18 protein-coding genes are annotated in these 23,270 nt (G+C 41.8%); 11 read left to right on the forward strand and 7 right to left on the reverse strand.

From position 1 onward, the window contains the following. Positions 1 to 22 precede the first annotated feature (22 nt). Together FHS86_RS07210 and FHS86_RS07215 are read right to left on the reverse strand one after the other, a co-directional pair. Positions 23 to 757 (reverse strand): NUDIX hydrolase, encoded by a 735-nt coding sequence (locus tag FHS86_RS07210; RefSeq protein WP_429412312.1) that lies wholly within the window; start codon positions 755 to 757, stop codon positions 23 to 25. 177 nt (positions 758 to 934) lie between these two features. Continuing rightward, positions 935 to 2,512: a peptide chain release factor 3 gene (locus tag FHS86_RS07215; RefSeq protein WP_429412313.1), complete on the reverse strand. Its 1,578-nt coding sequence runs from the start codon at positions 2,510 to 2,512 to the stop codon at positions 935 to 937. A 201-nt stretch (positions 2,513 to 2,713) separates the two neighbouring features. On the opposite strand from FHS86_RS07215, the gene FHS86_RS07220 reads away from it, so the two are divergent. The 4 genes from FHS86_RS07220 (at position 2,714) to FHS86_RS07235 (ending at position 6,950) form a co-directional block, all read left to right on the forward strand. Next, the gene (locus FHS86_RS07220; RefSeq protein WP_429412314.1) at positions 2,714 to 5,002 is read left to right on the forward strand and encodes a PAS domain-containing sensor histidine kinase; all 2,289 of its coding nucleotides are present in this window, start codon (positions 2,714 to 2,716) and stop codon (positions 5,000 to 5,002) included. A 1-nt stretch (position 5,003) separates the two neighbouring features. Next, a complete protein-coding gene (locus FHS86_RS07225; RefSeq protein WP_429412315.1) occupies positions 5,004 to 5,648 on the forward strand; it encodes a response regulator transcription factor in 645 nt (214 codons plus the stop codon). A 127-nt stretch (positions 5,649 to 5,775) separates the two neighbouring features. After that, on the forward strand, positions 5,776 to 6,177 hold the full coding sequence (locus tag FHS86_RS07230) for a response regulator (protein WP_429412316.1): 402 nt from the start codon (positions 5,776 to 5,778) through the stop codon (positions 6,175 to 6,177). An 80-nt stretch (positions 6,178 to 6,257) separates the two neighbouring features. Next, a complete protein-coding gene (locus tag FHS86_RS07235; protein ID WP_429412317.1) occupies positions 6,258 to 6,950 on the forward strand; it encodes a pseudouridine synthase in 693 nt (230 codons plus the stop codon). Between the two features lie 5 nt (positions 6,951 to 6,955). Here FHS86_RS07235 and trmD read toward each other — a convergent pair whose 3' ends face one another. Continuing rightward, the gene (gene trmD, locus FHS86_RS07240; protein ID WP_429412318.1) at positions 6,956 to 7,642 is read right to left on the reverse strand and encodes a tRNA (guanosine(37)-N1)-methyltransferase TrmD; all 687 of its coding nucleotides are present in this window, start codon (positions 7,640 to 7,642) and stop codon (positions 6,956 to 6,958) included. A 234-nt stretch (positions 7,643 to 7,876) separates the two neighbouring features. Here trmD and FHS86_RS07245 point away from each other — a divergent pair, with 234 nt between their 5' ends. From FHS86_RS07245 to yidC, 4 genes are all read left to right on the forward strand, one after another. Continuing rightward, positions 7,877 to 8,308 carry an Hsp20/alpha crystallin family protein gene (locus tag FHS86_RS07245; protein ID WP_429412319.1) on the forward strand — a complete coding sequence of 144 codons (432 nt, stop codon included), beginning with the start codon at positions 7,877 to 7,879 and terminating at the stop codon, positions 8,306 to 8,308. 175 nt (positions 8,309 to 8,483) lie between these two features. Then, positions 8,484 to 10,730 carry a DUF349 domain-containing protein gene (locus FHS86_RS07250; RefSeq protein ID WP_429412320.1) on the forward strand — a complete coding sequence of 749 codons (2,247 nt, stop codon included), beginning with the start codon at positions 8,484 to 8,486 and terminating at the stop codon, positions 10,728 to 10,730. 110 nt (positions 10,731 to 10,840) lie between these two features. Further along, positions 10,841 to 12,442 (forward strand): CTP synthase, encoded by a 1,602-nt coding sequence (locus FHS86_RS07255; protein WP_429412321.1) that lies wholly within the window; start codon positions 10,841 to 10,843, stop codon positions 12,440 to 12,442. 33 nt (positions 12,443 to 12,475) lie between these two features. Next, positions 12,476 to 14,404 (forward strand): membrane protein insertase YidC, encoded by a 1,929-nt coding sequence (yidC, locus tag FHS86_RS07260; protein ID WP_429412322.1) that lies wholly within the window; start codon positions 12,476 to 12,478, stop codon positions 14,402 to 14,404. Between the two features lie 70 nt (positions 14,405 to 14,474). Here yidC and FHS86_RS07265 read toward each other — a convergent pair whose 3' ends face one another. Together FHS86_RS07265 and FHS86_RS07270 are read right to left on the reverse strand one after the other, a co-directional pair. Further along, a complete protein-coding gene (locus tag FHS86_RS07265) occupies positions 14,475 to 14,864 on the reverse strand; it encodes a hypothetical protein (RefSeq protein ID WP_429412323.1) in 390 nt (129 codons plus the stop codon). Between the two features lie 75 nt (positions 14,865 to 14,939). Beyond that, positions 14,940 to 15,848, reverse strand: a complete 909-nt coding sequence (locus FHS86_RS07270) for a DUF6807 family protein (protein ID WP_429412324.1) — start codon at positions 15,846 to 15,848, stop codon at positions 14,940 to 14,942. Positions 15,849 to 16,077: 229 nt separating this feature from the next. On the opposite strand from FHS86_RS07270, the gene trhO reads away from it, so the two are divergent. After that, on the forward strand, positions 16,078 to 17,121 hold the full coding sequence (gene trhO, locus FHS86_RS07275; protein WP_459112893.1) for an oxygen-dependent tRNA uridine(34) hydroxylase TrhO: 1,044 nt from the start codon (positions 16,078 to 16,080) through the stop codon (positions 17,119 to 17,121). Between the two features lie 15 nt (positions 17,122 to 17,136). Next, positions 17,137 to 18,138 carry a tRNA dihydrouridine synthase gene (locus tag FHS86_RS07280; RefSeq protein WP_429412327.1) on the forward strand — a complete coding sequence of 334 codons (1,002 nt, stop codon included), beginning with the start codon at positions 17,137 to 17,139 and terminating at the stop codon, positions 18,136 to 18,138. A 186-nt stretch (positions 18,139 to 18,324) separates the two neighbouring features. Here FHS86_RS07280 and FHS86_RS07285 read toward each other — a convergent pair whose 3' ends face one another. Beyond that, positions 18,325 to 21,810, reverse strand: a complete 3,486-nt coding sequence (locus FHS86_RS07285; protein WP_429412328.1) for a discoidin domain-containing protein — start codon at positions 21,808 to 21,810, stop codon at positions 18,325 to 18,327. Between the two features lie 17 nt (positions 21,811 to 21,827). On the opposite strand from FHS86_RS07285, the gene FHS86_RS07290 reads away from it, so the two are divergent. Then, positions 21,828 to 22,025 (forward strand): hypothetical protein, encoded by a 198-nt coding sequence (locus FHS86_RS07290; protein WP_429412329.1) that lies wholly within the window; start codon positions 21,828 to 21,830, stop codon positions 22,023 to 22,025. 171 nt (positions 22,026 to 22,196) lie between these two features. Here FHS86_RS07290 and FHS86_RS07295 read toward each other — a convergent pair whose 3' ends face one another. After that, positions 22,197 to 23,270: a DUF5074 domain-containing protein gene (locus tag FHS86_RS07295; protein ID WP_429412330.1), complete on the reverse strand. Its 1,074-nt coding sequence runs from the start codon at positions 23,268 to 23,270 to the stop codon at positions 22,197 to 22,199.

The following is a 23,270-nucleotide window of genomic DNA, read 5'->3' on the forward strand; positions in this document are numbered from 1 at the left end:
AGATATAAGCGGTATGATTTAGTTAAATTGAAAAATCAAAGCGGTCAGTTAATGTATTTTCATATATTCCACGATCGAAGCTAAAGAGTCGGGCTGGTTTATGCCGCACTCCCTGTTGTTTTTCATCAAGTGGAACAATGTATTTCATTTGCAGCACTTTTTTGCGGAAGTTGCGCCTGTCGTAGGTGGTTCCCAACACTTCTTCGTACAAGCGCTGGAGTTGCGAGATGGTGAATTTTTCAGGCAAAAGTTCAAAGCCGATAGGTTCTGATCGAAGTTTAGCCCGAAGTTTTTCGAGTGCTTTTTCGAGTATTTCGCGGTGATCGAAGCCCATTTCGGGCAGCTCGTTCACGGGGAACCATTGTACATTGCGCTCTTTTAGCGATAAACTGACACTGGTGTTATCGATCAGGGAATAATAAGCTACCGTAACAATTCTGCGACTGAATCCTTCCAACTGATGGTTGAGCCATAGCTGATCTTTCTCAGAATTCACCCTGTCGATAGCACCAAAGGCATAAAACTGTTCAAGATAGATGTTGTCGAGGCCCGATAACTTTTTTAGTATCCGGGCTGCAGCTGTGTCAAAATTTTCATCTTCGTAGATGTGATAACCTGTTAAGGTCCAGTCGTCGATCAGTGTTTTTCCGCTTTGGGGGTCATCGAGCTTCCGTTCAACCAAAAGTACGGTTAACTGTTTGAAGTCGAAGCCAAAAATAACACAGTCGACAGAAATGTTGGGTACGATGTTTGACATTTTCGTTTTTCTTTAGTGTGTAGTTTATACACAAAGCAAATATAGGAAAAAGCAATATCGTATGTTGGGTTTATTGTAAATAAAAACTGGTTAAAATGACTATCAAATGATTTAATTATCGTTTGACTTCGGTCATTTTAACCAGTTTGAAGAAAATAACAGTGGTATTTTCGTGGTTTAGAACTCGGAAGTGAAATGGAAGTGAATGTCTTCAAAGTCTTGTTGTGCCATTTGAAGAATGAATTGTGAATCAGCCATGAACACATTTCTTCCTCGTTTGTCACTGGCCATTCGCTGAACTTTGCGTTTACGGAATTCTTCAATGCTTTTTGGGTTCTCGCTTTCAATCCAGCAGGCTTTGTACATTTGGATGGGCTCGAAACGACATTTGGCACCGTATTCATGTTCAAGCCTGTATTGGATTACTTCGAACTGCAACTGCCCCACGCAGCCAATAATTTTACGGCCGTTTAACTGGCTGGTAAATAACTGGGCCACCCCTTCGTCCATGAGCTGATCGATACCTTTTTCGAGTTGTTTCGTTTTCATGGGGTCAGCATTTTCGATGTAGCGGAACATCTCGGGAGAGAAGCTTGGCAAACCTTCAAAATGCAGGGCCTCGCCTTCGGTAAGTGTATCGCCAATAATGAAATTTCCCGTGTCGGGAACCCCAACAATGTCACCGGGATAGGCTTCATCGATGGTTTCTTTTTTAGAAGCCATAAAAGCAGTAGGTGCTGAAATTCGGAAGTTTTTGTTTAAACGGGTATGTTGATAAACCTTGTTGCGTTCAAATCTTCCGGAGCATACCTTTACAAAGGCGATACGGCTGCGGTGATTGGGGTCAATGTTGGCATGGATTTTAAAAACAAAGCCTGAAAATGCTTCTTCGTAGGGATCAACAACCCTTTCGCGGGCTTTTCTTGCACGGGGAGTCGGTGCAATTTTTAGAAAGCTGTCGAGCAATTCCTGAACTCCGAAATTGTAGAGAGCACTTCCAAAAAATACTGGGGCCAGATTACCGGCCAGGTATTCATTGACATCGAATTCGGGATAGACGCCCTCGATGAGTTCAACTTCTTCTCGCAAAGTAGCTGCATCGCTTGCACCAATCCATCGATCGAGTTCCTTATCGTTAAGATGGTCGAAGGCAATGTTCTTTTCTATTTTCTGAACATTGGGATTAAAAAGCTGCAAACTCGAATTGTGGAGGTTGTAAACACCTTTAAAATCGGGACCGCTGTTAATGGGCCAGGTTAGCGGACGTGTGGCAATCTGGAGTTGTTTTTCAATTTCTTCGAGCAGAAAAAAAGTGTCTTCCGAAGGCCGGTCCATTTTATTGATGAAAACAATTACCGGCGTTTTTCGCATACGGCAAACGTTCATCAGTTTTTCTGTTTGTGGTTCAACACCTTTGGCCGCATCAATAACAATAATCACACTGTCGACGGCAGTAAGTGTTCTGAAGGTATCTTCCTGAAAGTCCTGGTGACCGGGTGTGTCAAGAATGTTTACTTTATAGTCATTGTATTCAAAGCCCATTACCGAAGTAGCAACCGAAATACCACGCTGCCTTTCAATTTCCATAAAGTCGGAGGTGGCTGTTTTCTTAATTTTATTACTTTTCACAGCACCGGCTTCCCTGATTGCACCGCCAAAAAGGAGCAATTTTTCGGTTAGCGTTGTTTTTCCTGCATCGGGATGACTTACAATGCCAAAGGTCTTTCTTCTTTCTATTTCGCTTTTAAAACTCATGCATTTTTTCGTTTAAGAGCGCAAAAATAAGGCTTCCATTTGAATAATACCGTGTATTAAGGAACAAAGCAGAAAAATGTTTGCAGTCCACCGTCATTTGTTTGCTTTTTTGTTATGGTAGAAATAGTGTAATTTCAAACGATTTTCAGAGCTTAGTAAAAATGGTTAAATTTCTCACATGAATAAAATGGCAGAGACCCTATGATCCGTAAGCAAATTTTATCTTCCATTTCAAGCATCAAAAACCGGATTGTCAATTTTTTGATCACTTTTTATGCATTGATTGGTGTTCCCCTTTTGTTTATCGCCTATTCGCGGTTTGCTTCCACGGGCATGTACCTTGCATTCTTTATGGAAGCTTTTTTGGTTTTCATCATTATTATACTGATGATTTTCAGAAAACAGGTGAGTTTCATGGTTAAGGCGGTTTTTTTATCTGTTGTTTTGCTTGGGCTTGGAGTTGTGAGCCTTTTTTTTCAGGGAATGTTTTCTTCAGGCATTCTCTTCCTTATCTTATTTATTGTTTTTTCCACCCTGTTTTTAGGAAAAAAATATGGCTATTTAGCACTTGCTTTTGTATTCCTGATCATGTTGTCCAATGGTCTCTTAAATGCTTTGGGGATTTATGAATTTCCGCTTGAAAAAATAATTTTGTTAACTCAAATGGACCAGTGGATTACCAAAGGAGTAATTTTGCTGGTTGCCAGTTATAGCATCGTTTTGATTATTACCCGTTTTGAACTTGCCTATACCAGCCTGCTTGAACAGTCGAAAAACAGTGAGTCGGGATATCGCTTGCTTTTTGAACAGTCGAGTGAAGGCATCGTAATTCTGGATAAAAAGGGTCAAATAGAATTGGTAAATGAAAAATTCAGAGAAATTTCGGGTTATAAGAATGAAGCGATCAAAGGGCTTCTTTTTAACAAGCTGTTAGAAGGAGATTTTGCAGAAAGGGTGACAACGTTCGATCGTATTAAAGAAGGAAAGGTGGTTGATTTGGAGCTGGCTATAATTACCGTTGACGGAAAAAAAAGACAGATTGTCATCAGGGCCAGCCGTCTGCCCGATGGTCGCTATCATGCACTGATCAGAGATGTGGCTGAACAACAGAAATACGAAAAGGTAATTGAAGAAGAAAGGCAATTCGGACAGGCACTGATTGAGACCATGCCGGGTATTTTCTATGTTTTCGAAAATTACGACAAGTTGGTAAGATGGAACGATAGTCTTAAATACATTAGTGGCTATACTTCGGAAGAGCTTGCTCAAATCCATCCAAATACACTTTTTAGAACCGGCGAATACGATAGTGTACAGAATAACATGTTGGGAAATCAACAGGAACAATCGGCCTATTTCAGAGCCGATTTGTTAACCAAGCAGGGGCAAATCATTTCACTTTATAATTCTGCGATACAATACGAGCGCGAAGGGAAAATTTACCTGATGGGCATGGGGTATGACATATCTGAATTGCTTTTAGCTCAAAAGGCGCTTAAAAATAGTGAAGAGAATTTTCGAAACATATACAACAATACCAGTGATGCTGTTTTCATTTTTAATCACAGCATGAAAGTACTTTCGGCCAACGAAACTTTTTTTGCACTAACCGGCTTAAGTCCAGATGATCTGGAAACACTGAACATATTTGATTTTATCTTCGATCAAAATGCCTTAAAAAAAGTGGCTCATGAAGTAACAAAACTTGGAAACAGCAGGGTAGTGGTAGCCGAATACAATGTTCGCGATGTTTATGGCCGCCGTTTTCCCATAGAAGTTCGAAGCCGAAAAATTACTTACGAAGGTCAACCAGCCATTGTAACCGCTTTTAACGATATCAGCGAACGAAAAAGTCTCGAAAAACAGGTTTACACTGTTTCGGTTAAAGCCGAGGAAGATGAACGCGGACGCATTGCAAAAGATTTGCACGACGGACTGGGGCCCTTGTTGTCGACTTGTAAAATCTACCTTCACAGTATAAAAAATGCACATTATTCTGAAAAAGAATCACGATCGTACAATAAGCTTTCCGAATTAATCAACGAGTCGCTAACAGGTGTGAAAGAGATCTCCAACAATTTGAGTCCCCATGTTTTACGGAATTTTGGGCTGGTTCATGCACTAAAAAGTTTTATCGATAAATACTCTGCTTACAATGAAATTGAAATTGACCAAAATTTTGAAACCATCCGACGCTACAATGAAATTATCGAAATAACGCTTTATCGTATAGCTACCGAATTGCTAAACAATACATTAAAACATTCGGGTGCTTCTAAAATTGAAATAGGACTCTTTGAAAAAGCCCAAAAGTTGCATTTTTATTATGCCGATAATGGGGTTGGATTCAATTATAAGAATGTATTGGAACACAAGTCGGGCTTAGGATTGTTAAACATTAAATCAAGAATAAATTCTATAGGCGGTTTTATTACCTATACCACCCAGCCAGGTGAAGGTGTTAAAGTAAAAATTGAAACAAACATTTAAAATGATAAACATAGCCATTGTTGAAGATCATACCCTTTTCAGGGAAGGGTTGAAAGTATTGCTCGAAAACAATAAGGATTATCGGGTTGTTGCTGAATTTGCCAACGGGCGCGAATTTATTGAATCCCTTTTTGACTATCCTATCGACCTGGTATTGATCGATATTGAAATGCCCTTTATGAATGGCATAGAAGCTACTGCTGAAGCCAAAATGAAATTACCGGCATTGAAGTTCATCGCCCTGTCGATGTACAGCGATCAAAAATACTATTATGAAATGATCAGGGCCGGGGCATCCGGATTTGTGCTGAAAGAAGCCACTTCCGATGAACTTGAAAAGGCCATCAACGATGTGTTGAACGATCAGAGTTACTTCTCACCTAAATTATTGCAGCAGGTGATAATGCAAATTCCTGAACTGGAAGGCAGGCAAAAGACCATCAATAAACTCAAAATAACAGAGCGTGAACTCGATGTGCTTAAACTGCTTTGCCAGGGAATGACCAACTTCGAAATTTCGGAACACCTTTTTTTGAGTCCTAAAACAATTGAAACACACAAAACCCGCTTGCTGAAAAAAACGGGGGTTAAAAACAGTACCAGCCTGATCTTGTTTGCACTGAAAAACAAACTGGTAGAATTTTAAGCCTTTTTGCTTGTGAGGGCTTCAGGGTTTTCCCTTATGCAGTGTAAGGTTTTTGCAGACTAATTTTCAGTATTTGTCCTGTTACATTGCCATTGCGTTCAATTAACTTTGTAGGAAATTATTGTTAATGAAGAATAAAATACGTGTAGTATTGGTTGATGACAACGAGGCTTTTCTGGAAGGCCTCTGTGCCCTGTTTGAAAGTGAAGATCAATTTGAGGTGCTGGCCAGCTTTACTTCAGGGGAGGCGCTTCTAAAATACAATAAACTCAATAATATTGATCTCTTGTTACTCGACGTGGAAATGCCGGGCTTGAATGGAATTCAAACTGCACGACTCATCAATTTCGATTATTCCAGAATCAAAATTGTGGCCATCACCATGTATCAGGACAAGGTCTATCTCACTCAATTAATTGAAGCTGGTTTTCTGGGTTTTGTTAATAAAACGGATGTTTCCGACGAGTTGTTTGAAACTATTTACAAGATCATGAACGGCGAATTGTGCTTTCCTGAAAGTATTCTTTAATTTTCCAGGATAAAATTTACCGGACCTGTATTACCCTTAATTCAAATGCTGTTGTCCTTCTTAAGTACTAATATTGATCAATGAAGCTGGAGCTTGTTTACCGCGATGAACACATGGTGGCCATCAATAAGCCACATGGACTGCTGGTGCACCGAAGTAAACTGGCTGCCGATGCCAGCGAGTTTGCAGTGCAGCTGTTGCGCGACCAGCTGGGCCAACGGGTAACGCCCGTTCATCGACTCGACCGAAAAACAGCTGGCGTGTTGTTGTTTGCTCTTAACGACGATGTAAATCGAAAACTGAATGCCATGTTCGATCATGGTGAAATTCATAAAACCTACCTTGCACTGGTCAGGGGTTACACCGATAAGGAAGCAACAGTTAATTATCCCCTGCGCAAGGAAAACGGTCAGCTACAAGAGGCAATTACCCGTTACCAAAGCCTTGAATATACTGAAGTAAGCATTCCTCTGGGGAAACATTCAACACAGCGTTATACCTTGGTGGAAGTAAATCCGCTTACAGGCAGGATGCACCAAATAAGAAAGCATTTTAATCATCTGCGTCATCCCATAATTGGCGATCGTCCTCATGGATGCAATAAACAAAATCGCCTGTTCAAAGAAAAATGGAACATGAACACCATGTTGTTACACGCATCAAAAATACAACTGCAACATCCGCTTAGTGGAAAAGATCTTGTTATTGAAGCTGCAATGCATGATGAATTCATGAGAACATTAAAACTACTGCAGTTTTCGTTCGGTCAATAAATCACTTATTGTTCATCGTCGGCAAGCAGGTCGGGACGTACCCGGCGTGTGAGTTCCAGTGCCTGCTCTTCACGCCACTCGTTAATACGTGCTTCATTGCCCGAAAGTAAAATATCGGGAACTTTCCATCCATTGTGATTTGCCGGCCGCGTATAAACCGGTGGGCTTAGTAAGCCATCCTGATGTGAGTCGGAAAGGGCCGATGTTTCATCAGAAAGAACTCCCGGAATTAGTCTGACGATGCTGTCGACCAGAATAGCAGCTGCTAGTTCGCCGCCCGTTAGCACATAATCACCTATTGATACTTCACGTGTTATGTAGTGATCTCTGATTCGCTGATCGACCCCCTTGTAATGGCCACACAAAATCATGATGTTTTCAGCCATCGACATCCGGTTGGCATCACTTTGCTTCCAAACCGGCGCATCAGGAGTCATGTAAATTATTTCATCATAGCTGCGTTCAGTCTTTAGCTTTAAAATCAGCTCTTCGATGGGCTGTATGAGCATGACCATTCCGGCTCCTCCACCAAATGCATAATCATCAACCGAGCGGTGCCTGTCTTTCGAATAATCTCTGATGTTATGCAGATAGATATTGCTATATCCCTTGTCAACAGCACGTTTTACCATCGAGTGGGAAAAAGGGCTTTCCAGTATTTCGGGAAAGATCGTCAATATATCAATTCTCATGCTTCCTGTTTTGTTGCAAAACTAGAATCATTGCTTCAATTTTTTCTCACTATTTGGAAAAATACACAAAATCGGAAATTGTGGCACTGCAATTTTAGTAAACCGGAAATTATGACAGGTTGTTTTTGTGTGTTTCGGACAAATTGGTCTGAATAGTGGCACTGGAATAAAAGTTGAATACAGGATCGACAACAAACAAATTTTAGAAGAAAATTAAAATAAGGAGGATTTATAATGAACTTAGTTAGATTTCAACACCCGGCTTATCGTAATAACCTTGATCAGTTATTCAGTCATTTGTTAAGCAATAATGCTGCAAAAACGCCGACTTCGGCAAAATGCTTCCGTCCGGCAGTAAACATAGCTGAGAGTGAAAAGGATTATCAGCTCGAGTTTTCAGTGCCAGGTTACAAAAAAGAGCATTTTTCAATCAAAAGTCACGAAGGACAGTTGAGCGTTAAAGCAGAACCCGAAAGCACAAATGAAACGCTTAACTATAATCGGAGGGAGTTTGCTGTCAAGCCGTTTGAACGCAGCTTTATACTGCCCGATTCGGTGAACGAAGAGGACATTTCGGCAAATTACAGCAATGGGATATTACGCATAGTAATTCCCAAACTGGAAGTAGAAAACAAGACGCACGACCGACAAATAGCCATCAATTAAGCGGGGCAATCATCAGAAAGCGCCATCAGTCAGCCGACAGATGGCGCTTTGATGTGTGACAGAAGTCATTAAAATATATTTTAAAAAATTTGAGTATTATTATTTAATAGCTACTTTCGTAACCTTCAGATAATGTATATCTCTGAAAGTGCGATGAATACTCAAATTTTTTGAAATGGAACCTAAAGACAAAGTGCACTCAACTCCTCATGATGAGGAGAAAAGTTCAGCTCAACAGGCTGAAAATGCTGAAAAAAATGAGCTTAATGACGCAACTGAAGCTATTCAGTCTGCCGATGTATTAGATGAAACGGCCTTGCCCGAAAACGAATCAACTGATGAAAAGGGTGAAAATACAGAATCGCCCCTGTCAAGCAATGAACAGTCTGCAACGCAAGCTGAAGAGGAGGCAGATCAGGTAAAAGAAAAAGCCGCTTCAGACGAAGACGAAACAGTAAAACAAGCAGAAAACGTAAGTGCTGAATCAGTTGATGAAAAAACGATCGAAGTAGTAGAAGAGCCAGGCAACGAAGTGGCTTTAGAAACTCCTGTCGTTGCTGCTGATGAAAAGGCAGAGGAACAAAGTGAGGAAAAAACGCTTGCATCGGAAGAAGAGCCAGAAGAAGAAAGCAATAAAACGATCGAAAACCCGAATGCTGAAAGTAAAGATGCAGAGAAGGTTGAAAAATCGGGCATTGATTACAATAAAATGACGGAAGTCGAATTGATTAATGCCTTCAGGGAGCTGCTCGAAAAGAACGATTATCAGGCCATTCAGTCCGATGTAGATGCCATCAGAAGCAGTTTCTATAAGAAGCACAAAATAAAGGTTCAGGAGCAAAGAAAAAAGTTTCTTGAAGCTGGCGGTTTTGATGAAGAATTCAAGGCCGAAGCCGATCCCTACGAAAAGGATTTGAAGGATTTAATGGGCCAGTTTCGACAATTGAGAGCGCAACACAACAAAAATCTGGAAAAAGTCAAGGAAGAAAATCTCAAAATAAAATACCAAATAATTGAGGAAATAAAGGATCTGATAAACCGAAAAGAATCGATTAACAAAACATTTCAGGATTTTAAAGTTTTACAGCAACGGTGGCGCGATATTGGACTGGTACCTCAGGCCAATGTCAAAGATCTTTGGGAAAATTACCATCATCATGTTGAGAATTTTTATGACTACATAAAAATCAACAAAGAATTACGCGATCTCGACCTGAAAAAGAACATGGAAGAGAAAATCGGTCTTTGTGAGAAAGCCGAAGCACTGTTGCTTGAACCATCGGTTATCAAAGCTTTTAATAGCTTGCAAAAATTGCACGATGCCTGGCGGGAAGTTGGTCCGGCACCCAACGATAAGCAGGAAGAAGTCTGGGAGCGGTTCAGAGATGCTACCAACATCATCAATAAAAAACACCAGGACTATTTTGAAAATCGTAAGAAAAATCAAAAGAAAAACCTTGAAACAAAAATAACTATTTGTGAAAAGGTAGAAGATTTTATTCAACAGGACTTCCAACACCACAAGATTTGGGAAGAAAAATCGCAGGAGATCATTGAGATGCAAAAACTATGGAGAACCATAGGTTATGCCCCAAAAAAAGAGAACAGTGCAGTTTATGAGCGTTTTCGTAAAGCCTGCGACGATTTTTTTGATAAAAAACGTGAATTTTATTCAAAGCACAAAGAAATACAAAGCAACAACTTGCAGTTAAAAATCGATCTTTGTGTTCAGGCTGAGGCACTTAAAGAAAGTACCGATTGGAAGAAAACAGGTGAAGAATACGTTGCCATTCAGAAAAGATGGAAGGAAATCGGACCAGTACCCCGTAAACACGCTGATATGGTATGGAAACGATTCCGTTCGGCTTGTGATTACTTCTTCAAGAAAAAGTCAGCTTTTTATAAAACGATCGATGTAACTCAGGCTGAAAATCTGAAAAAGAAGAATGAATTAATCAAAGAAATAGCAGCTTTTAAAGCAACAGGTGATGAAGCAGCCGACTTTGAACAATTAAAGGCCTTTCAGAATCGTTGGATGGAAATCGGACATGTTCCATTTAAGGAAAAAAACAGTGTGCAGCAGCGATACCGCGAAGCGATTAATAAACAATTTGATCAGCTCAGAGTGGATGATCGTGATCGTAATCTACTGAAATACAAAAACAAAGTGTCTGGTTTGACTTCTAGTTCACGCGGACAAAACAAGGTATATGCCGAACGCGATAAGAATGCGAATAAGCTGAAACAACTGGAAAGTGATCTTCTTACCCTTCAGAATAACATCGGTTTTTTTGCCAATTCTAAAAATGCAGAAGGACTTATTAAGGATGTGAATCGCAAAATTGAGCAAATCGAAGAGCAAATTGAGTACCTTAAGGATAAAATAAGGATCGTTGATGAAATGGAGGACGATGAAGCTTAAATAATACAGACGGTCTGAAAAAATTTTCAGACCGTTTCTTTTCATTTTTAGATTCATCCTTTTTATACTTATCTTTGCACTTTCATTTTCAAACCTAAAAAAATAATAGTTTGTCAACGAAGTATATTTTTGTAACCGGTGGTGTAACTTCCTCACTTGGCAAAGGAATTCTGATTGCATCGCTAGCAAAGCTTTTACAGGCACGAGGTTACTCCGTGACCATTCAAAAGCTCGACCCCTACATCAATGTCGATCCCGGAACGCTAAATCCCTATGAACATGGCGAATGCTATGTGACCGACGATGGGGCAGAAACCGATCTTGATTTGGGGCATTACGAACGTTTTCTAAATAAACCGACCTCGCAGGCCAACAATGTAACCACTGGTCGAATATATCAATCGGTAATAAACAAGGAACGTCGTGGTGATTATCTTGGTAAAACCGTACAAATTATTCCGCACATTACCGATGAAATCAAAAGAAACATCAAGTTTCTGGGCCGAAAAGGCAATTTTGATTTTGTACTGACTGAAATTGGTGGAACGGTAGGCGATATGGAATCGCTGCCCTACATCGAAGCGGTTCGCCAGATTAAATGGGAGATGGGCAAATCGGCCATGGTCATTCATCTTACTTTGGTTCCCTTCCTGAATGCTTCAGGCGAGTTGAAAACCAAACCAACACAACACTCTGTTAAGGCTTTACTCGAAAATGGAGTTCAACCCGATGTATTGGTTTTACGTACAGAACACAATCTGAGCGAAAGTATCCGCAAAAAAGTGGCCTTGTTCTGCAATGTCGATGCCGATGCCGTAGTGCAATCGATTGATGTACCTACCATTTACGAAGTTCCCATTAAAATGAAGGCGGAAAAACTCGACCTTACCGTATTGAAAAAATTTGGTATGTCGCCGGGTAAAGAACCTGCATTGGATGCCTGGAATTCATTTCTTAAGAAACACAAAAACCCGAAGCATAAAGTAAAAATTGCCCTGGTTGGTAAATATGTTGAATTGCCCGATGCCTACAAATCGATTGCCGAATCGTTTGTACATGCCGGTGCTGTGAATGAAACCAAGGTCGATCTCGTTTATGTACATTCCGAAGAAGTGAATCGTCACAACGTCGAGGAAGTTTTAAAGGATTATGATGGAATTCTTGTAGCACCCGGTTTTGGTCATCGCGGTATCAGGGGAAAAATTGAAGCGACACGATTTGCACGTGAAAACAATGTACCTTTTCTGGGCATCTGCCTGGGGATGCAAATTGCCGTAATCGAATTCGCCCGCAACGTGCTGGGCTTTACCGGTGCCGATTCAACCGAAATGAACGAAGTAACCAAGTATCCGGTCATCGACCTGATGGAAGCCCAAAAAGGAATTACCAACATGGGCGGAACCATGCGACTTGGTGCCTTTGCCTGTAAGGTGAAAAAAGGCAGTAAACTATACGAAGCCTATCAATCGGAACAAATTCATGAGCGTCATCGCCACCGTTATGAATTCAACGATAAGTATTTGAATGATTTTGAATCGAATGGATTCATGGCTGTGGGTACCAATCCTGATACAGGTTTGGTTGAATCGATGGAGCTTAGCAAGCACAAGTGGTTCATCGGTGTTCAGTATCATCCTGAATACAGCAGTACAGTTTTAAATCCAAGCCCCTTGTTTGCAGCCTTTGTAAAAGCCTGCATGCCAGGAGAGTAAAAAACATCCTCTAACACAAGAAATAAACATTCAATGGATAGAAATACAACAATAGGTTTGGTGCTGATTTTTGCAGTATTGGTAGTATTCAGCTATATCAACAAACCCTCACAGGAAGAAATTGAAGCAGCCCGGCAGCGACGTGACTCAATTGAGCTGGTACAACGCCAGCAGGCAAGAGATCTGGAAGCCCGGCAAAACAGTATCACACCCGTTCAAGCTGCCGATAATCCGCAGTTGATCGACAGTAGCAGTCTTTCTACTGAAATGAGCAATCTTTACGGCGATTTTGGCCATGCTGCCATGGGAAGCGAAAAAGAGATAGTTCTTGAAAACAACCTGCTGCGCCTGGTGCTTTCAACAAAAGGTGGAAGTGTAAAAAGTGTTGAACTGAAAAACTACAAACGACACGATTCTACTGATTTGTATTTGATTGAAGAAGGCAAATCGACGCACAATCTTTCCTTCTTCGCACAAAACCGCAACATCAAAACCGATGATTTGTTTTTCGAACTGATCTCAGGTAAAGAAAATGTCAGTGTTTCTGGTTCCGAAGTACCTGTAGGAAGAGAAGGTCGCCAAAAATTCAATGAGGAAAATCCGGGGAGTTCCGATCAGGTAATTCTGCGACTGCATGCAGGTTCCGATCGCTACATCGATTACATTTACACCATCACCCACAACTCTTACCAGGTCGATTATCAGATCAGGGTGCATGGTTTAAACAATGTAATCAATACCAATACCGGTTACCTGAGCCTGAATTTCAATTTTGAAGTTCCACGGCAGGAACGCTTTTCGAAATACGGTGAAGACCGTTATACCGGAATCTATTACAAATTCAAGGACGACGAAATCGACAATTTGAATATGAACAAGAGTGATGAGGAAACACTCAATACTCCTGTAAAATGGATTGGCTACAAACAGCTATTCTTCTCAACAGCCCTGATTGCCGATAATGCTTTCGACAATGCCGTAGTTGCATCAGAAAAATATGGAGAAGAAAACCCTTATCTGGCTTACTTTAAGTCTGACATTGGGCTTGATTTCGATCCTCGCGGTGAGAACAATTACGATATGGCATTCTATTTTGGTCCTAACCACTATCAAACCCTGAAAGAACAGGGCTTCGATATGGAAAAACTGATCAACCTGGGATGGCCGGTTGTGCGCGAAGTAAATAAATACATGATTATTCCAGTATTTAACTTCCTGCGTAGCCGTATCGCCAATTTTGGAATTATTATCCTCATTTTGACGATAATGATTCGGGTTGTCGTTTTTCCCTTCACCTACAAATCGTATGTTTCGCAGGCCAAAATGCGGGCACTGAAACCCGAAATGGACGAACTGAGTAAAAAGTATCCGGCCGATAAAGCCATGGAGAAACAACAGGCAGTTATGGCTTTGTATAAGAAAGTAGGGGTTAATCCAATGGGCGGTTGTTTGCCCATGTTGTTTCAGTTCCCTTTCCTTATTGCCATGTTTTATTTCTTCCCGGGTTCGATTGAATTGCGCCAGGAAAGTTTCCTTTGGGCACATGACCTTTCAACCTACGACTCCATAATCAACCTGCCATTCACAATTCCGTTCGGATTTGGTGACCATGTGAGTCTGTTTACACTGTTAATGACCATCACCACCATTATTCAAACCCGTTTGACAAGCCAGACACAGGATACCAGCGCCATGCCGGGAATGAAGTACATGCTCTATTTTATGCCTGTATTTTTCATGTTCATTCTGAACTCGTATTCTTCAGGCCTTAGCTACTATTATTTCCTCGCCAACGTATTCACCATTGGTCAAACCTATATTATCCGTCAAACCATCGACGAGGACAAGGTAAGGGCGCAATTGATGGCCAATAAGAAAAAGCCGGCAAAAAAGAAATCAGGATTCCAAAAACGACTTGAAGACCTTGCCAAACAGCAGGAAGCTGCAAAGCGTAAGAAGTAAGATAATTATGAACAATATAAGAAAGGCAGCAACATTTATTTGTTTCTGCCTTTTTTGAGTTCAGAAGCTTTCAACTGATGGCAAGCCGTGCTGTTAAAATACCCATCACGATGGCCAGCGGTCCAAAAATCCATTGTTCAGCAATGGTTTGTCCAGTGAAATTGGCGTAGGTATTAAAAACGAAATAAAGTACCATGGCCCATAACAAAATATTGGCTACTTTTCCTTTCATCCCATTACGCAGGTAACGTAGTTTTATCAGCACTACCATCATGAAAGAAATGGTAAACACAATGGCTATCAGTTCGAGTGGCAGAATGTTTTCCTTGTCGATTTGCCCTCCCCAAACCATGTCATAAGGCAGAATCCCTGCAATGATAGTGATATGAAAAACAACAAGTAGTGCGAATAATACCAGTAAGGTATTTCCTGCCTGGTATGCTGAAATAATTTTCTTCACTTGATCGAATTTTAGTTAAAAGGTAAATTAATGCTTTACTTCTGTAAGAAATGAAAATACAAGCAATTTGTTTAATTATTGAAGAACATCACTCATTATTCGCTGAATGTGTTTGTGCTTCAGCTTCCCGTTGTGAATTAATAATGAATAACGCAAGACCGTTGCTTCGTTAACGGCGATTTCAACCGGTGTGCGTCCGGGCCAGGCACAGTTTTGCATGCTTCCCGTCTGTCGTAAAATCCATTGAGCATCATCGGGATGAGCGGGATGGACAATAATGGTTATTCCGTTTTTCATGACTGGATTCACGATGTTGATCCAGCGACCGGCATCAAGCGCATTGGTTTGCGGACTGACTGCCTCATCGTTAAAAGCAGTAAACCGGGTGAGTTCGTCAGTTTTTATGCGCAGTGAAAAGCCACCATAACCCTTGGCATCGTCGGAGCCTCCCAGCAGTAGATTGTTTTCCAGAGCACTGAGCGCTATGGTGAAATCGAGCCGTTGATACCTGCCTTCCCTAGGATGAATTTCAACTTTTGTATGTTCACGCATGATGGGATCATCGGGTGCACTTAGGGTATACCAAAATGAAGAATAACTGAAAACACCGTTGCTGCCATTCATATTGAACTCAAGCTGATCGATTTGCTGGCTAAAGTTGTCGATGTCCCAGCCATCGCATATTTTCTTGCCATCAATCAGAATCTGATGCCAGGCCCAAAAAATCCCGCGATGATGAGGATGATCGGCCGGGAAATCTTCAGTAATGATCCGGCCTTTCAGGTCATAAACCGGGTGAAAATAATTATTGCGTGAATAGTTGGCAAGTGAGTCGTTTATTTCGCGTTGGAAAAAGAAGATTTTTCGTTGGTTTTCATAAACCCAATATCCTCCATCCTGTTTTTTCAAATGAATTTTTTGAGCAAACGAAGCCGGCAGTATAAGCGACAAAAGAATTACAAACAAACAAATTCGATAAAACATGGTATTGATCAGTTAGGTGAAGTGTAAAAATAAGCAACACTTTCAAGAAAACATAGTGGGCAATAAAAAGTAATTTGATTTTAAGCAAGAGGCAATAAACTGCCTGCTTTTTCTTGTTTTTGATTCAACCAAAGGCGCCTTTTACTGTTTATAGCATTTTAAAACCTGGTAATTTCTCAACATGTTTTTATACAACCGTATCAGTAAAGAAGATTTGAAAAAGCGCTTAATGGATGAAACTTTTAAGCGGAAAACCATCTCGTTGTACCGTTATTTTTATCTCGATGATCCCCGGCAATTCAGGGATGAAATATACAAAGCCTGGGATGAGCTGAACTGTTTTGGCCGCATCTATGTGGCACGCGAAGGAATCAATGCCCAAATGAGTGTTCCGGAGCAAAATTGGGAGCTTTATCTTTCCTCCCTGAACAATTGGGAAATATTCAGAGATATTCCCATTAAAACAGCCATCGAAGACGATGGAAAATCGTTCTATAAGCTAACCATCAAGGTACGCCCAAAACTGGTTGCCGACGGACTGATGGACGAAGAATACGATGTTACCAATGTAGGAAAACACCTCGATGCCTTCGATTTTCATCGCCTGGTAGATGAAGGCAAAGCCATTGTGGTGGACATGCGCAACCATTATGAAAGCGAAGTAGGGCATTTTAAGGGGGCGCTATGTCCCGATGCCGACACTTTCAGGGAGGAGATTCGATTGGTAGAAAAGGAACTGGAAACAAAAAAAGATCATAAAATTCTGCTTTATTGTACGGGAGGAATTCGCTGCGAGAAGGCCAGCGCCTATCTTCGTGAAAAAGGATTCAGCGATGTGAACCAGTTACATGGGGGGATCATTGAATATGCCCAACAGATTAAGAAAGCTGGTTTAAAGTCGAATTTCATAGGCAAAAATTTTGTTTTCGATGAGCGGTTGGGAGAGCGAATCAGTGAAGACGTGATTGCGCGTTGTCATCAGTGCGGGGCTCCTGCTGATACTCATACCAATTGTAATAACGACGATTGCCACCTGTTGTTCATCCAGTGCGAACGGTGCTCAATAGAATACGAGGGCTGTTGTTCGGAAGCATGTGTGACCATCAAAAATTCAAGCGAAGAAGTTCGTTTGGTATATCGTAAGAAAATGCATGAGCAGTATTCCGGTTCAAAAATCTTCCGCAGTCGTCTGCGCCCCGATCTTCAAAAGATCAGAAAAACAGAGCATGAGCCTTTAGCACACGAGCGCTCGCTTAATGAGAATGCAAACTGAGTAATTTAAAAGTAAATGTCGAATTTCTGGAAGGAAATGAAGGCCCCGCTTTTTGCGCTGGCTCCCATGGAAGATGTTACCGATACCGTTTTTCGCGAAATTGTGATGCGTGTTAGTGATCCCGGGCGCCTGCATGTAATTTATACCGAATTTACCAATGTCGACGGGATGAATCATCCTGTTGGACGTGAAAGAGTGGGTGAGCGTCTGATTGTCAATGATTCGGAAAAACACTTGCTTCGAAAGCTGAATATCAAACTGGTAGCTCAGGTATGGGGCAAGGATCCCGAAATATTTAACAAAATTGTAAAAGAGATTTCGGATAGTGGAGAATTCGATGGCATCGATATAAACATGGGCTGTCCGGTTCGGAATGTGGTCAAAAATGGTTGTTGCTCTGCCTTGATTGGAACACCGAAACTGGCACAGGAAATAATGTTGGCCAGCAAGGAAGCCAGCTCATTACCCGTAAGTGTGAAAACCCGCATTGGCCTTGGCAAGCCGGTAAGCGAAGAATGGATTGGAGCTTTGGCAACAACCCATCCTGCCGCCATTATTCTTCATGGTCGTACTCAGAAACAACAGTCGGATGGACAGGCCGACTGGAATCAGATTGCACTGGGGGCCAGAATAGCAAAACAGGTCGATCCGGAAATATCGTTTTTGGGAAATGGCGACGTGATGAGCTACAGCGAAGGACTTGAAAAGACCAGCAAATATGGTCTCGACGGGGTGATGATTGGTCGTGGTATTTTCTCCAATCCATGGTTTTTTGCCAACAACGACCTTGAACAACGTTCGGAATCTGAGCGTATCGACCTTTTGCTTCAACACACCAAACTGTATCATGAAACCTGGGGTGGAACAAAGAACTTCAATATTCTGAAACGCTTTTTCAAAATATACATTTCCGGTTTTCAGGATGCCTCGGTATTAAGGCATCAACTAATGCAAACCAAGCAATTCGAAGAGGTGGTAAGTGTAATCGATCAATTTCAAAATCGGACAATTCAATGAATGAATTATTAAATGTAGAACATCAGTCTCCCAATTATTCCCAGATGTAATTCAGTTGCTGTTCGAGCACTTGTGTAAATTCTGCATAACTATCAGGTGAACTCCAATTCAAAATAAGTTTGCTTCTTTTTCATAAAAAACCAGGCTCCTGTAGTCAGAAGCCTGGTTTTATTAGCTTAGAAAGTATTACTTTTTGATTATTTTCCTTGAGAAGTGAAGCTTTTCACCGCTTATTTCCACAATATACAGTCCTGCCGGGAGCTCCTGGGTTTCGATACGAACCTGGCCTTGCATTTCTGACAGTTTTTGTGAAATAACAATCCGTCCATTCTGATCACTTACATTCAGACTTAGATTTTCCTTATTTCCTGGTAGTTGTAACGTGAAATGGTCAGTGAACGGGTTGGGATAAAGATTCCAGTTGAATTCCTGCTCGCCGACACCTACTTTCAATGGGGTGGTCGCTTCGACGATCTCGCTGGGCTCGCTTGCTCCGCCCTGATTATAAGCTCTTACACGGTAGGTGTAAGTGCTTGAATCGGCCAGGCCGGTATGGATGTAGCCCGTTTTATTTCTTTGAATCGTATCGATGCTTACAAAGATATCATCGATCTGTTGCTCTATGATAAAGCCTGATTCATTGTCCGAATTATCGGTCCAGCGCAACATGATGGTAGAGTCGTTCAAGCTGCTGGCACTTACCCCGATTGGCTTTTCGGGAAGCGGAACCTGGTTGAGCAAAGCCAGTTCGGCCATGCTGGTATAAATACTTCCGTTTATTTCGCTAAGCGCGGTAAATTTAACGTAGCGTCCTGTTGCCAACTGGTCAAAAATTACTTCTTTCCAGCCTGCGCCTGAAGGTAAAGTACCTTTGGCAACCGGATTTCCCCAGCTGTTGTAATCGTTCGATACATGCATCTCGTAGGCAGCCACCTGTCCGTTGGTGTTTCCGTCCTGACGGGGCAGGTACCTGAATCCGGCCACGGAGCTTTCACTTCCCAGATCGATGCTCAGGTAATGCGGATGACCGGGTTTGTTATTCTGCCATTCGGTATGCCAGAAAGTAGCCGTATTGTTATCGATGGCATAACGTGCAGGAGCATGCTCACCGTTCACTTCTTCGCTGCTAAAATCAACAATGCTCCAGTTTGTCGGATTTAGCATTCCTTCTTCAGGAAGGGTCACATAAACCAGATTGGATGCAAAGGAGAGCGTTTCATCACTGAAAGCTTTCACTCGATAATAGCAGGTTTGGCTGTATTTTACGTCGGTGTCGGTAAAAGAAGTTTCGCCGGCTGCAAGGCTTGCAATTCGAACAAAATCAACATCGCTGGCTCTTTCGACATAAAATCCCTGATGATCGCCTGCAGGATTGTTCCACTTAAGGACAACATGGTTGTTGTTATTTAACGATAAGCTCAGTCCGTCGGGGGAGCTAAGCGGATTGAACTGCTGATCGATATAGAAGTCATGAATTCCGCTGCCATAGGTAGCAAAACGTACGCAATTTTTCTTTTTAATGAACTGCACATCGGTAAAGTCGACACTTGGGATGGGATTGTCGTTCATTTGATACCACTGATCATTTTCGACTGAGAAGACCCATGCACCACCGTATCCACAGGCTGCAAAAATAAATTTTTCGTCGGGCGACAAAGCAATGTCGCGAATTCGGTAGATTTTAAGCCCTTTGTTTTTAATTGTAAAAGTTTTTCCGGCGTTTTCCGAAATCAGCAAATAGTTTCCGACTCCTGCATAGTACACCTTGTTGGTATCGATTTCGGATGCCTTGATTACAATTTGGTTTTTATGATAGTTATAGCTCTGATCGTTGGCTTTGGGGGTTAAGCCAATGTAAGCCGATTTGGTCCAGGTTTGACCTGCATCCTTCGAATAAAAGAAGAGACCGTTAGTAAGCGTGGCATACCAGAGCTTGCGGTTCAGTTCAGAATAGGAAAATCCACCCAGTTCACCGCCAAATTTGGCTTTAAAGTCGAAGGGGTGCGATGTTTTGCTAATGGAGTTGGAAGCAGCATCGTAGCTAAAAATCTGCAAGTTGTTTCCATAAGCAGCATAGATGGCATCTTCGGCAGGGTTGGGCGATGCAATGATCGGTGCAGCCCACCAGTTGCCCAGTCCGTCGTAAACCGCTTCTCCCGACTTACCACCGGCGAAATTAAAGCGGTGCTTGATGCGGCCATAGTAAAACCAGCTCCAAACCGATGTTTCGTGATTGGCCAGGGCAACGCGCAATACATCGGTGCCATCAATGTCTTTTGTATTGACCGTATTGGCCGAATCGATATAGGCTGTAGTTCCCCGATCCTGGTTGGCAAGGTACATCGAAGAAAAGTTTTCACTGCTAATGGCATCGTAATGCATGGCATACGAGGCACCATTGTTGCACCAGGTGTACGAATTTTTATCTTCGGGAGTTTTTGAAATGTAACAGCCAAAATCGAGGCCGGCCAATGTAATGAAACTTCCGTCTTTCGTGGGATAGCTGCGCATATGCTGCAAGTCCCAGCCCAACTTATGATCGAAGCCGGTCCAGCTGGCTCCATAGTTGGTCGACAGTTTCATGTCCTCAAATCCGCTGATAAGTACATTGGGCTTGTCGCTTCCCATTATTTCGAAAGGCCGGTCGCGTCCACTGTTCTTTTGAACCCATGTTTGCCCCTTATCGTTCGAATAATAAACAGTATAATCGGGGTTGATTGTTGAAAGGTAGAAATGATAGTTTCCATCTATCCAGCTTCCGGCAACATTCGATAAATTGGTTCCGGCCACTGTCGACGAAGAGCTGCCTGTTTTATTGAAATCACCTGCTTCGGCAGCATATTCATAAATATCGATCTTTTTAGTGTTTTTTCCCCACACCCACATAAACACTTCATCGCGTCTGTAGGGTTTGATAATGCGTACGTCGTAGGTAGCAATGGGGAAGGAGAGCACCGATTTCTTATAACTTTTGCCATAATCATCCGAAACATAAAGGTGATGATAATTGGCATCGTAGGTATGAAGAATAACTTGCTTTTCGTTGCCTTTGTTGATCACATAAGCCTGATTTGACCAGCTGCGGCTTACTTTGGCTCCGGTGGCTATTTCCCAGTTTCGGCCTTCATCGTCGGAATACTCCATGCGATTGGCTTCATCGTGGCTGCGTATCAATCTAAAGGTAGAATCGGGAAGATGTAGTCCGGCAAAAATAGGATTGGCTGAACCATTGTCGGGAGGATTAAGCTGAATTTTGTGGTTGAGCAGGGTCCATTTTACCTCATGGGCATAGTCTAAGCGGTACAAATGACCGGCATAACTAACCACATAAAAAACATTTTGCAGTGAATCGTAGGCCGAGTTGTCGACTCGATAACCATGCCAGCCTGTTAGCAGTTCTTTTTGTTTCCAGGTTCCACTGACCCGGCCATTGGCGTAGGTGCTTTTTCCATCATCGGCAGCTTGCGATTTCAACTGAGGATCATCCTGACGGCTCAAAACGTAATCGAGAAACATGGCTTTTTCCTCACCCGATAACACCGGATCGTCGGGACGTTCTTCGTTTTCGGCTTCAAAATCTTCCTTTGTATTATTCAATAAAAAGAATGTGCTTATGCCAAAAAACAAAATTGCCATCAATGCTGCAAATTGCCATTTTTTCGTCCTGCTCATGTAAAATGTTTTTAACTATGAAGCATCAAAATTACACGATTTGGCTTCCTTATAATATAAAAAAACCGACATTCAATGCCCTGTTTTCGATTAAGCCTTGGGTGAAGACTTTTTCTGACAGCATTCACCCAAAAAAGACAAGCTGTTATGTTGCTATTTACGAGCTGATTGCAGCTTGCAGTACGGGCAGCAGCATGAATACAGTGAAGCAGTAACAGACAGGAGCAGGGTAAGGAAACTGAATAATTTTAATCTAAAAAGAAGAGCATTACACTTCCAAAACTTATGGCAGAGATCGGGGTGGTAATGCTCTCTTTTTTTCAAAGGGGATTATTTAAATTGAATAATGATTACTATGCACAAAAATTATAAAACGGTAATAGCCCTTATTCCTGAAAAAGTACCCAGTAGGGATTGATGCCACAAATCAGGTCTTTCACAAAGCTTCCGTTTTCATTATAAATTTTCACTATACCTGCTTCGCTTGTACCGGGTGAAGTAAGAATGTAGATGTCGTTGTTAACAGGATTGCTGACAACCGCATTGGCACCGGTCAGGTTTTCGGCAAAGCTGTTAAATTCTTTTGAGGCGACATCGAAATTATAAACAACTCCGCTTTGACCCCATGAGGCCTGCAACACATAAATGTGAGAAGCATCGTTGTTGATCGAAATAACCTGGCTGTAGCTGGTTGAGATGCCTTCGAGCGGGTAAATATTCTCAAGTTCGTTGGTGCTGGTGTTGATGTAGCCGAGTCCGGTTTGTTCCGAGGGGTCGGTCCAAGTGCTCAAAAGGGTTACATACAAATTATTGTCAGCATCTTTTACAAAGTAGGAGGAGACAGCCGGGGTTGCAATGTATTCAATTGCTTTGTCGGCAGTGCTGATTACGGCAATGCTGTCGATGTAATTCATTGCAACAAAGACTTTTCCATTGGCAATCTCCATGCCTTCGGGACCGCCAGGCAAAGGAATTGTTTCTTCAACCTTGTTGGTTTTGATGTTAAACTTTGCAATGTACGAATCGGGCATTTTACTCCAATCGGGTGTTTCACCCAAACACGAAATGTAGAGATAATCGCCATCGGCAACGGCATAGCGCGGATTGGCGATCCCGTCGGTCACTCCGTTCAGGTGCTGCTGAAATAGTGGATTTACAGTTATCAGCTGGTCTTTAACATTGCCAATCATATAAATACTATCCTTGTAAGTAAGTGCATACTGAACACTCGATACCAGTTCGAGATCGTTTTGTTGCTGGTAATAATTGTTGATCAGCTCACCGCTTTCGTAGTTGTACTTTGTGATACTGGAGCCTTCGTGGTTGTAGTTTCCATAATTGATAATGTAAGCTCCCTTGATTTTTTCGCTTGGGAACAGATCCGGATCATCTTCGTTACACGAAGGAAACAGCACACTAACAGCCACAAAGAGGGCAAGGTAATAAAAAAGATTTTTCAT

It is taken from the genome of Roseimarinus sediminis (assembly GCF_050433125.1).
GTDB classification, from domain to species: domain Bacteria; phylum Bacteroidota; class Bacteroidia; order Bacteroidales; family Prolixibacteraceae; genus Roseimarinus; species Roseimarinus sediminis.

Coding starts and splice junctions, on each gene's coding strand:
- FHS86_RS07210 (WP_429412312.1), bottom strand. CDS start 757: ATGTCAAACATCGTACCCAACATTTCTGTCGACTGTGTTATTTTTGGC.
- FHS86_RS07215 (WP_429412313.1), bottom strand. CDS start 2,512: ATGAGTTTTAAAAGCGAAATAGAAAGAAGAAAGACCTTTGGCATTGTA.
- FHS86_RS07220 (WP_429412314.1), top strand. CDS start 2,714: ATGATCCGTAAGCAAATTTTATCTTCCATTTCAAGCATCAAAAACCGG.
- FHS86_RS07225 (WP_429412315.1), top strand. CDS start 5,004: ATGATAAACATAGCCATTGTTGAAGATCATACCCTTTTCAGGGAAGGG.
- FHS86_RS07230 (WP_429412316.1), top strand. CDS start 5,776: ATGAAGAATAAAATACGTGTAGTATTGGTTGATGACAACGAGGCTTTT.
- FHS86_RS07235 (WP_429412317.1), top strand. CDS start 6,258: ATGAAGCTGGAGCTTGTTTACCGCGATGAACACATGGTGGCCATCAAT.
- trmD (WP_429412318.1), bottom strand. CDS start 7,642: ATGAGAATTGATATATTGACGATCTTTCCCGAAATACTGGAAAGCCCT.
- FHS86_RS07245 (WP_429412319.1), top strand. CDS start 7,877: ATGAACTTAGTTAGATTTCAACACCCGGCTTATCGTAATAACCTTGAT.
- FHS86_RS07250 (WP_429412320.1), top strand. CDS start 8,484: ATGGAACCTAAAGACAAAGTGCACTCAACTCCTCATGATGAGGAGAAA.
- yidC (WP_429412322.1), top strand. CDS start 12,476: ATGGATAGAAATACAACAATAGGTTTGGTGCTGATTTTTGCAGTATTG.
- FHS86_RS07270 (WP_429412324.1), bottom strand. CDS start 15,848: ATGTTTTATCGAATTTGTTTGTTTGTAATTCTTTTGTCGCTTATACTG.
- trhO (WP_459112893.1), top strand. CDS start 16,078: ATGGATGAAACTTTTAAGCGGAAAACCATCTCGTTGTACCGTTATTTT.
- FHS86_RS07280 (WP_429412327.1), top strand. CDS start 17,137: ATGTCGAATTTCTGGAAGGAAATGAAGGCCCCGCTTTTTGCGCTGGCT.
- FHS86_RS07285 (WP_429412328.1), bottom strand. CDS start 21,810: ATGAGCAGGACGAAAAAATGGCAATTTGCAGCATTGATGGCAATTTTG.
- FHS86_RS07290 (WP_429412329.1), top strand. CDS start 21,828: ATGAAGCATCAAAATTACACGATTTGGCTTCCTTATAATATAAAAAAA.
- FHS86_RS07295 (WP_429412330.1), bottom strand. CDS start 23,270: ATGAAAAATCTTTTTTATTACCTTGCCCTCTTTGTGGCTGTTAGTGTG.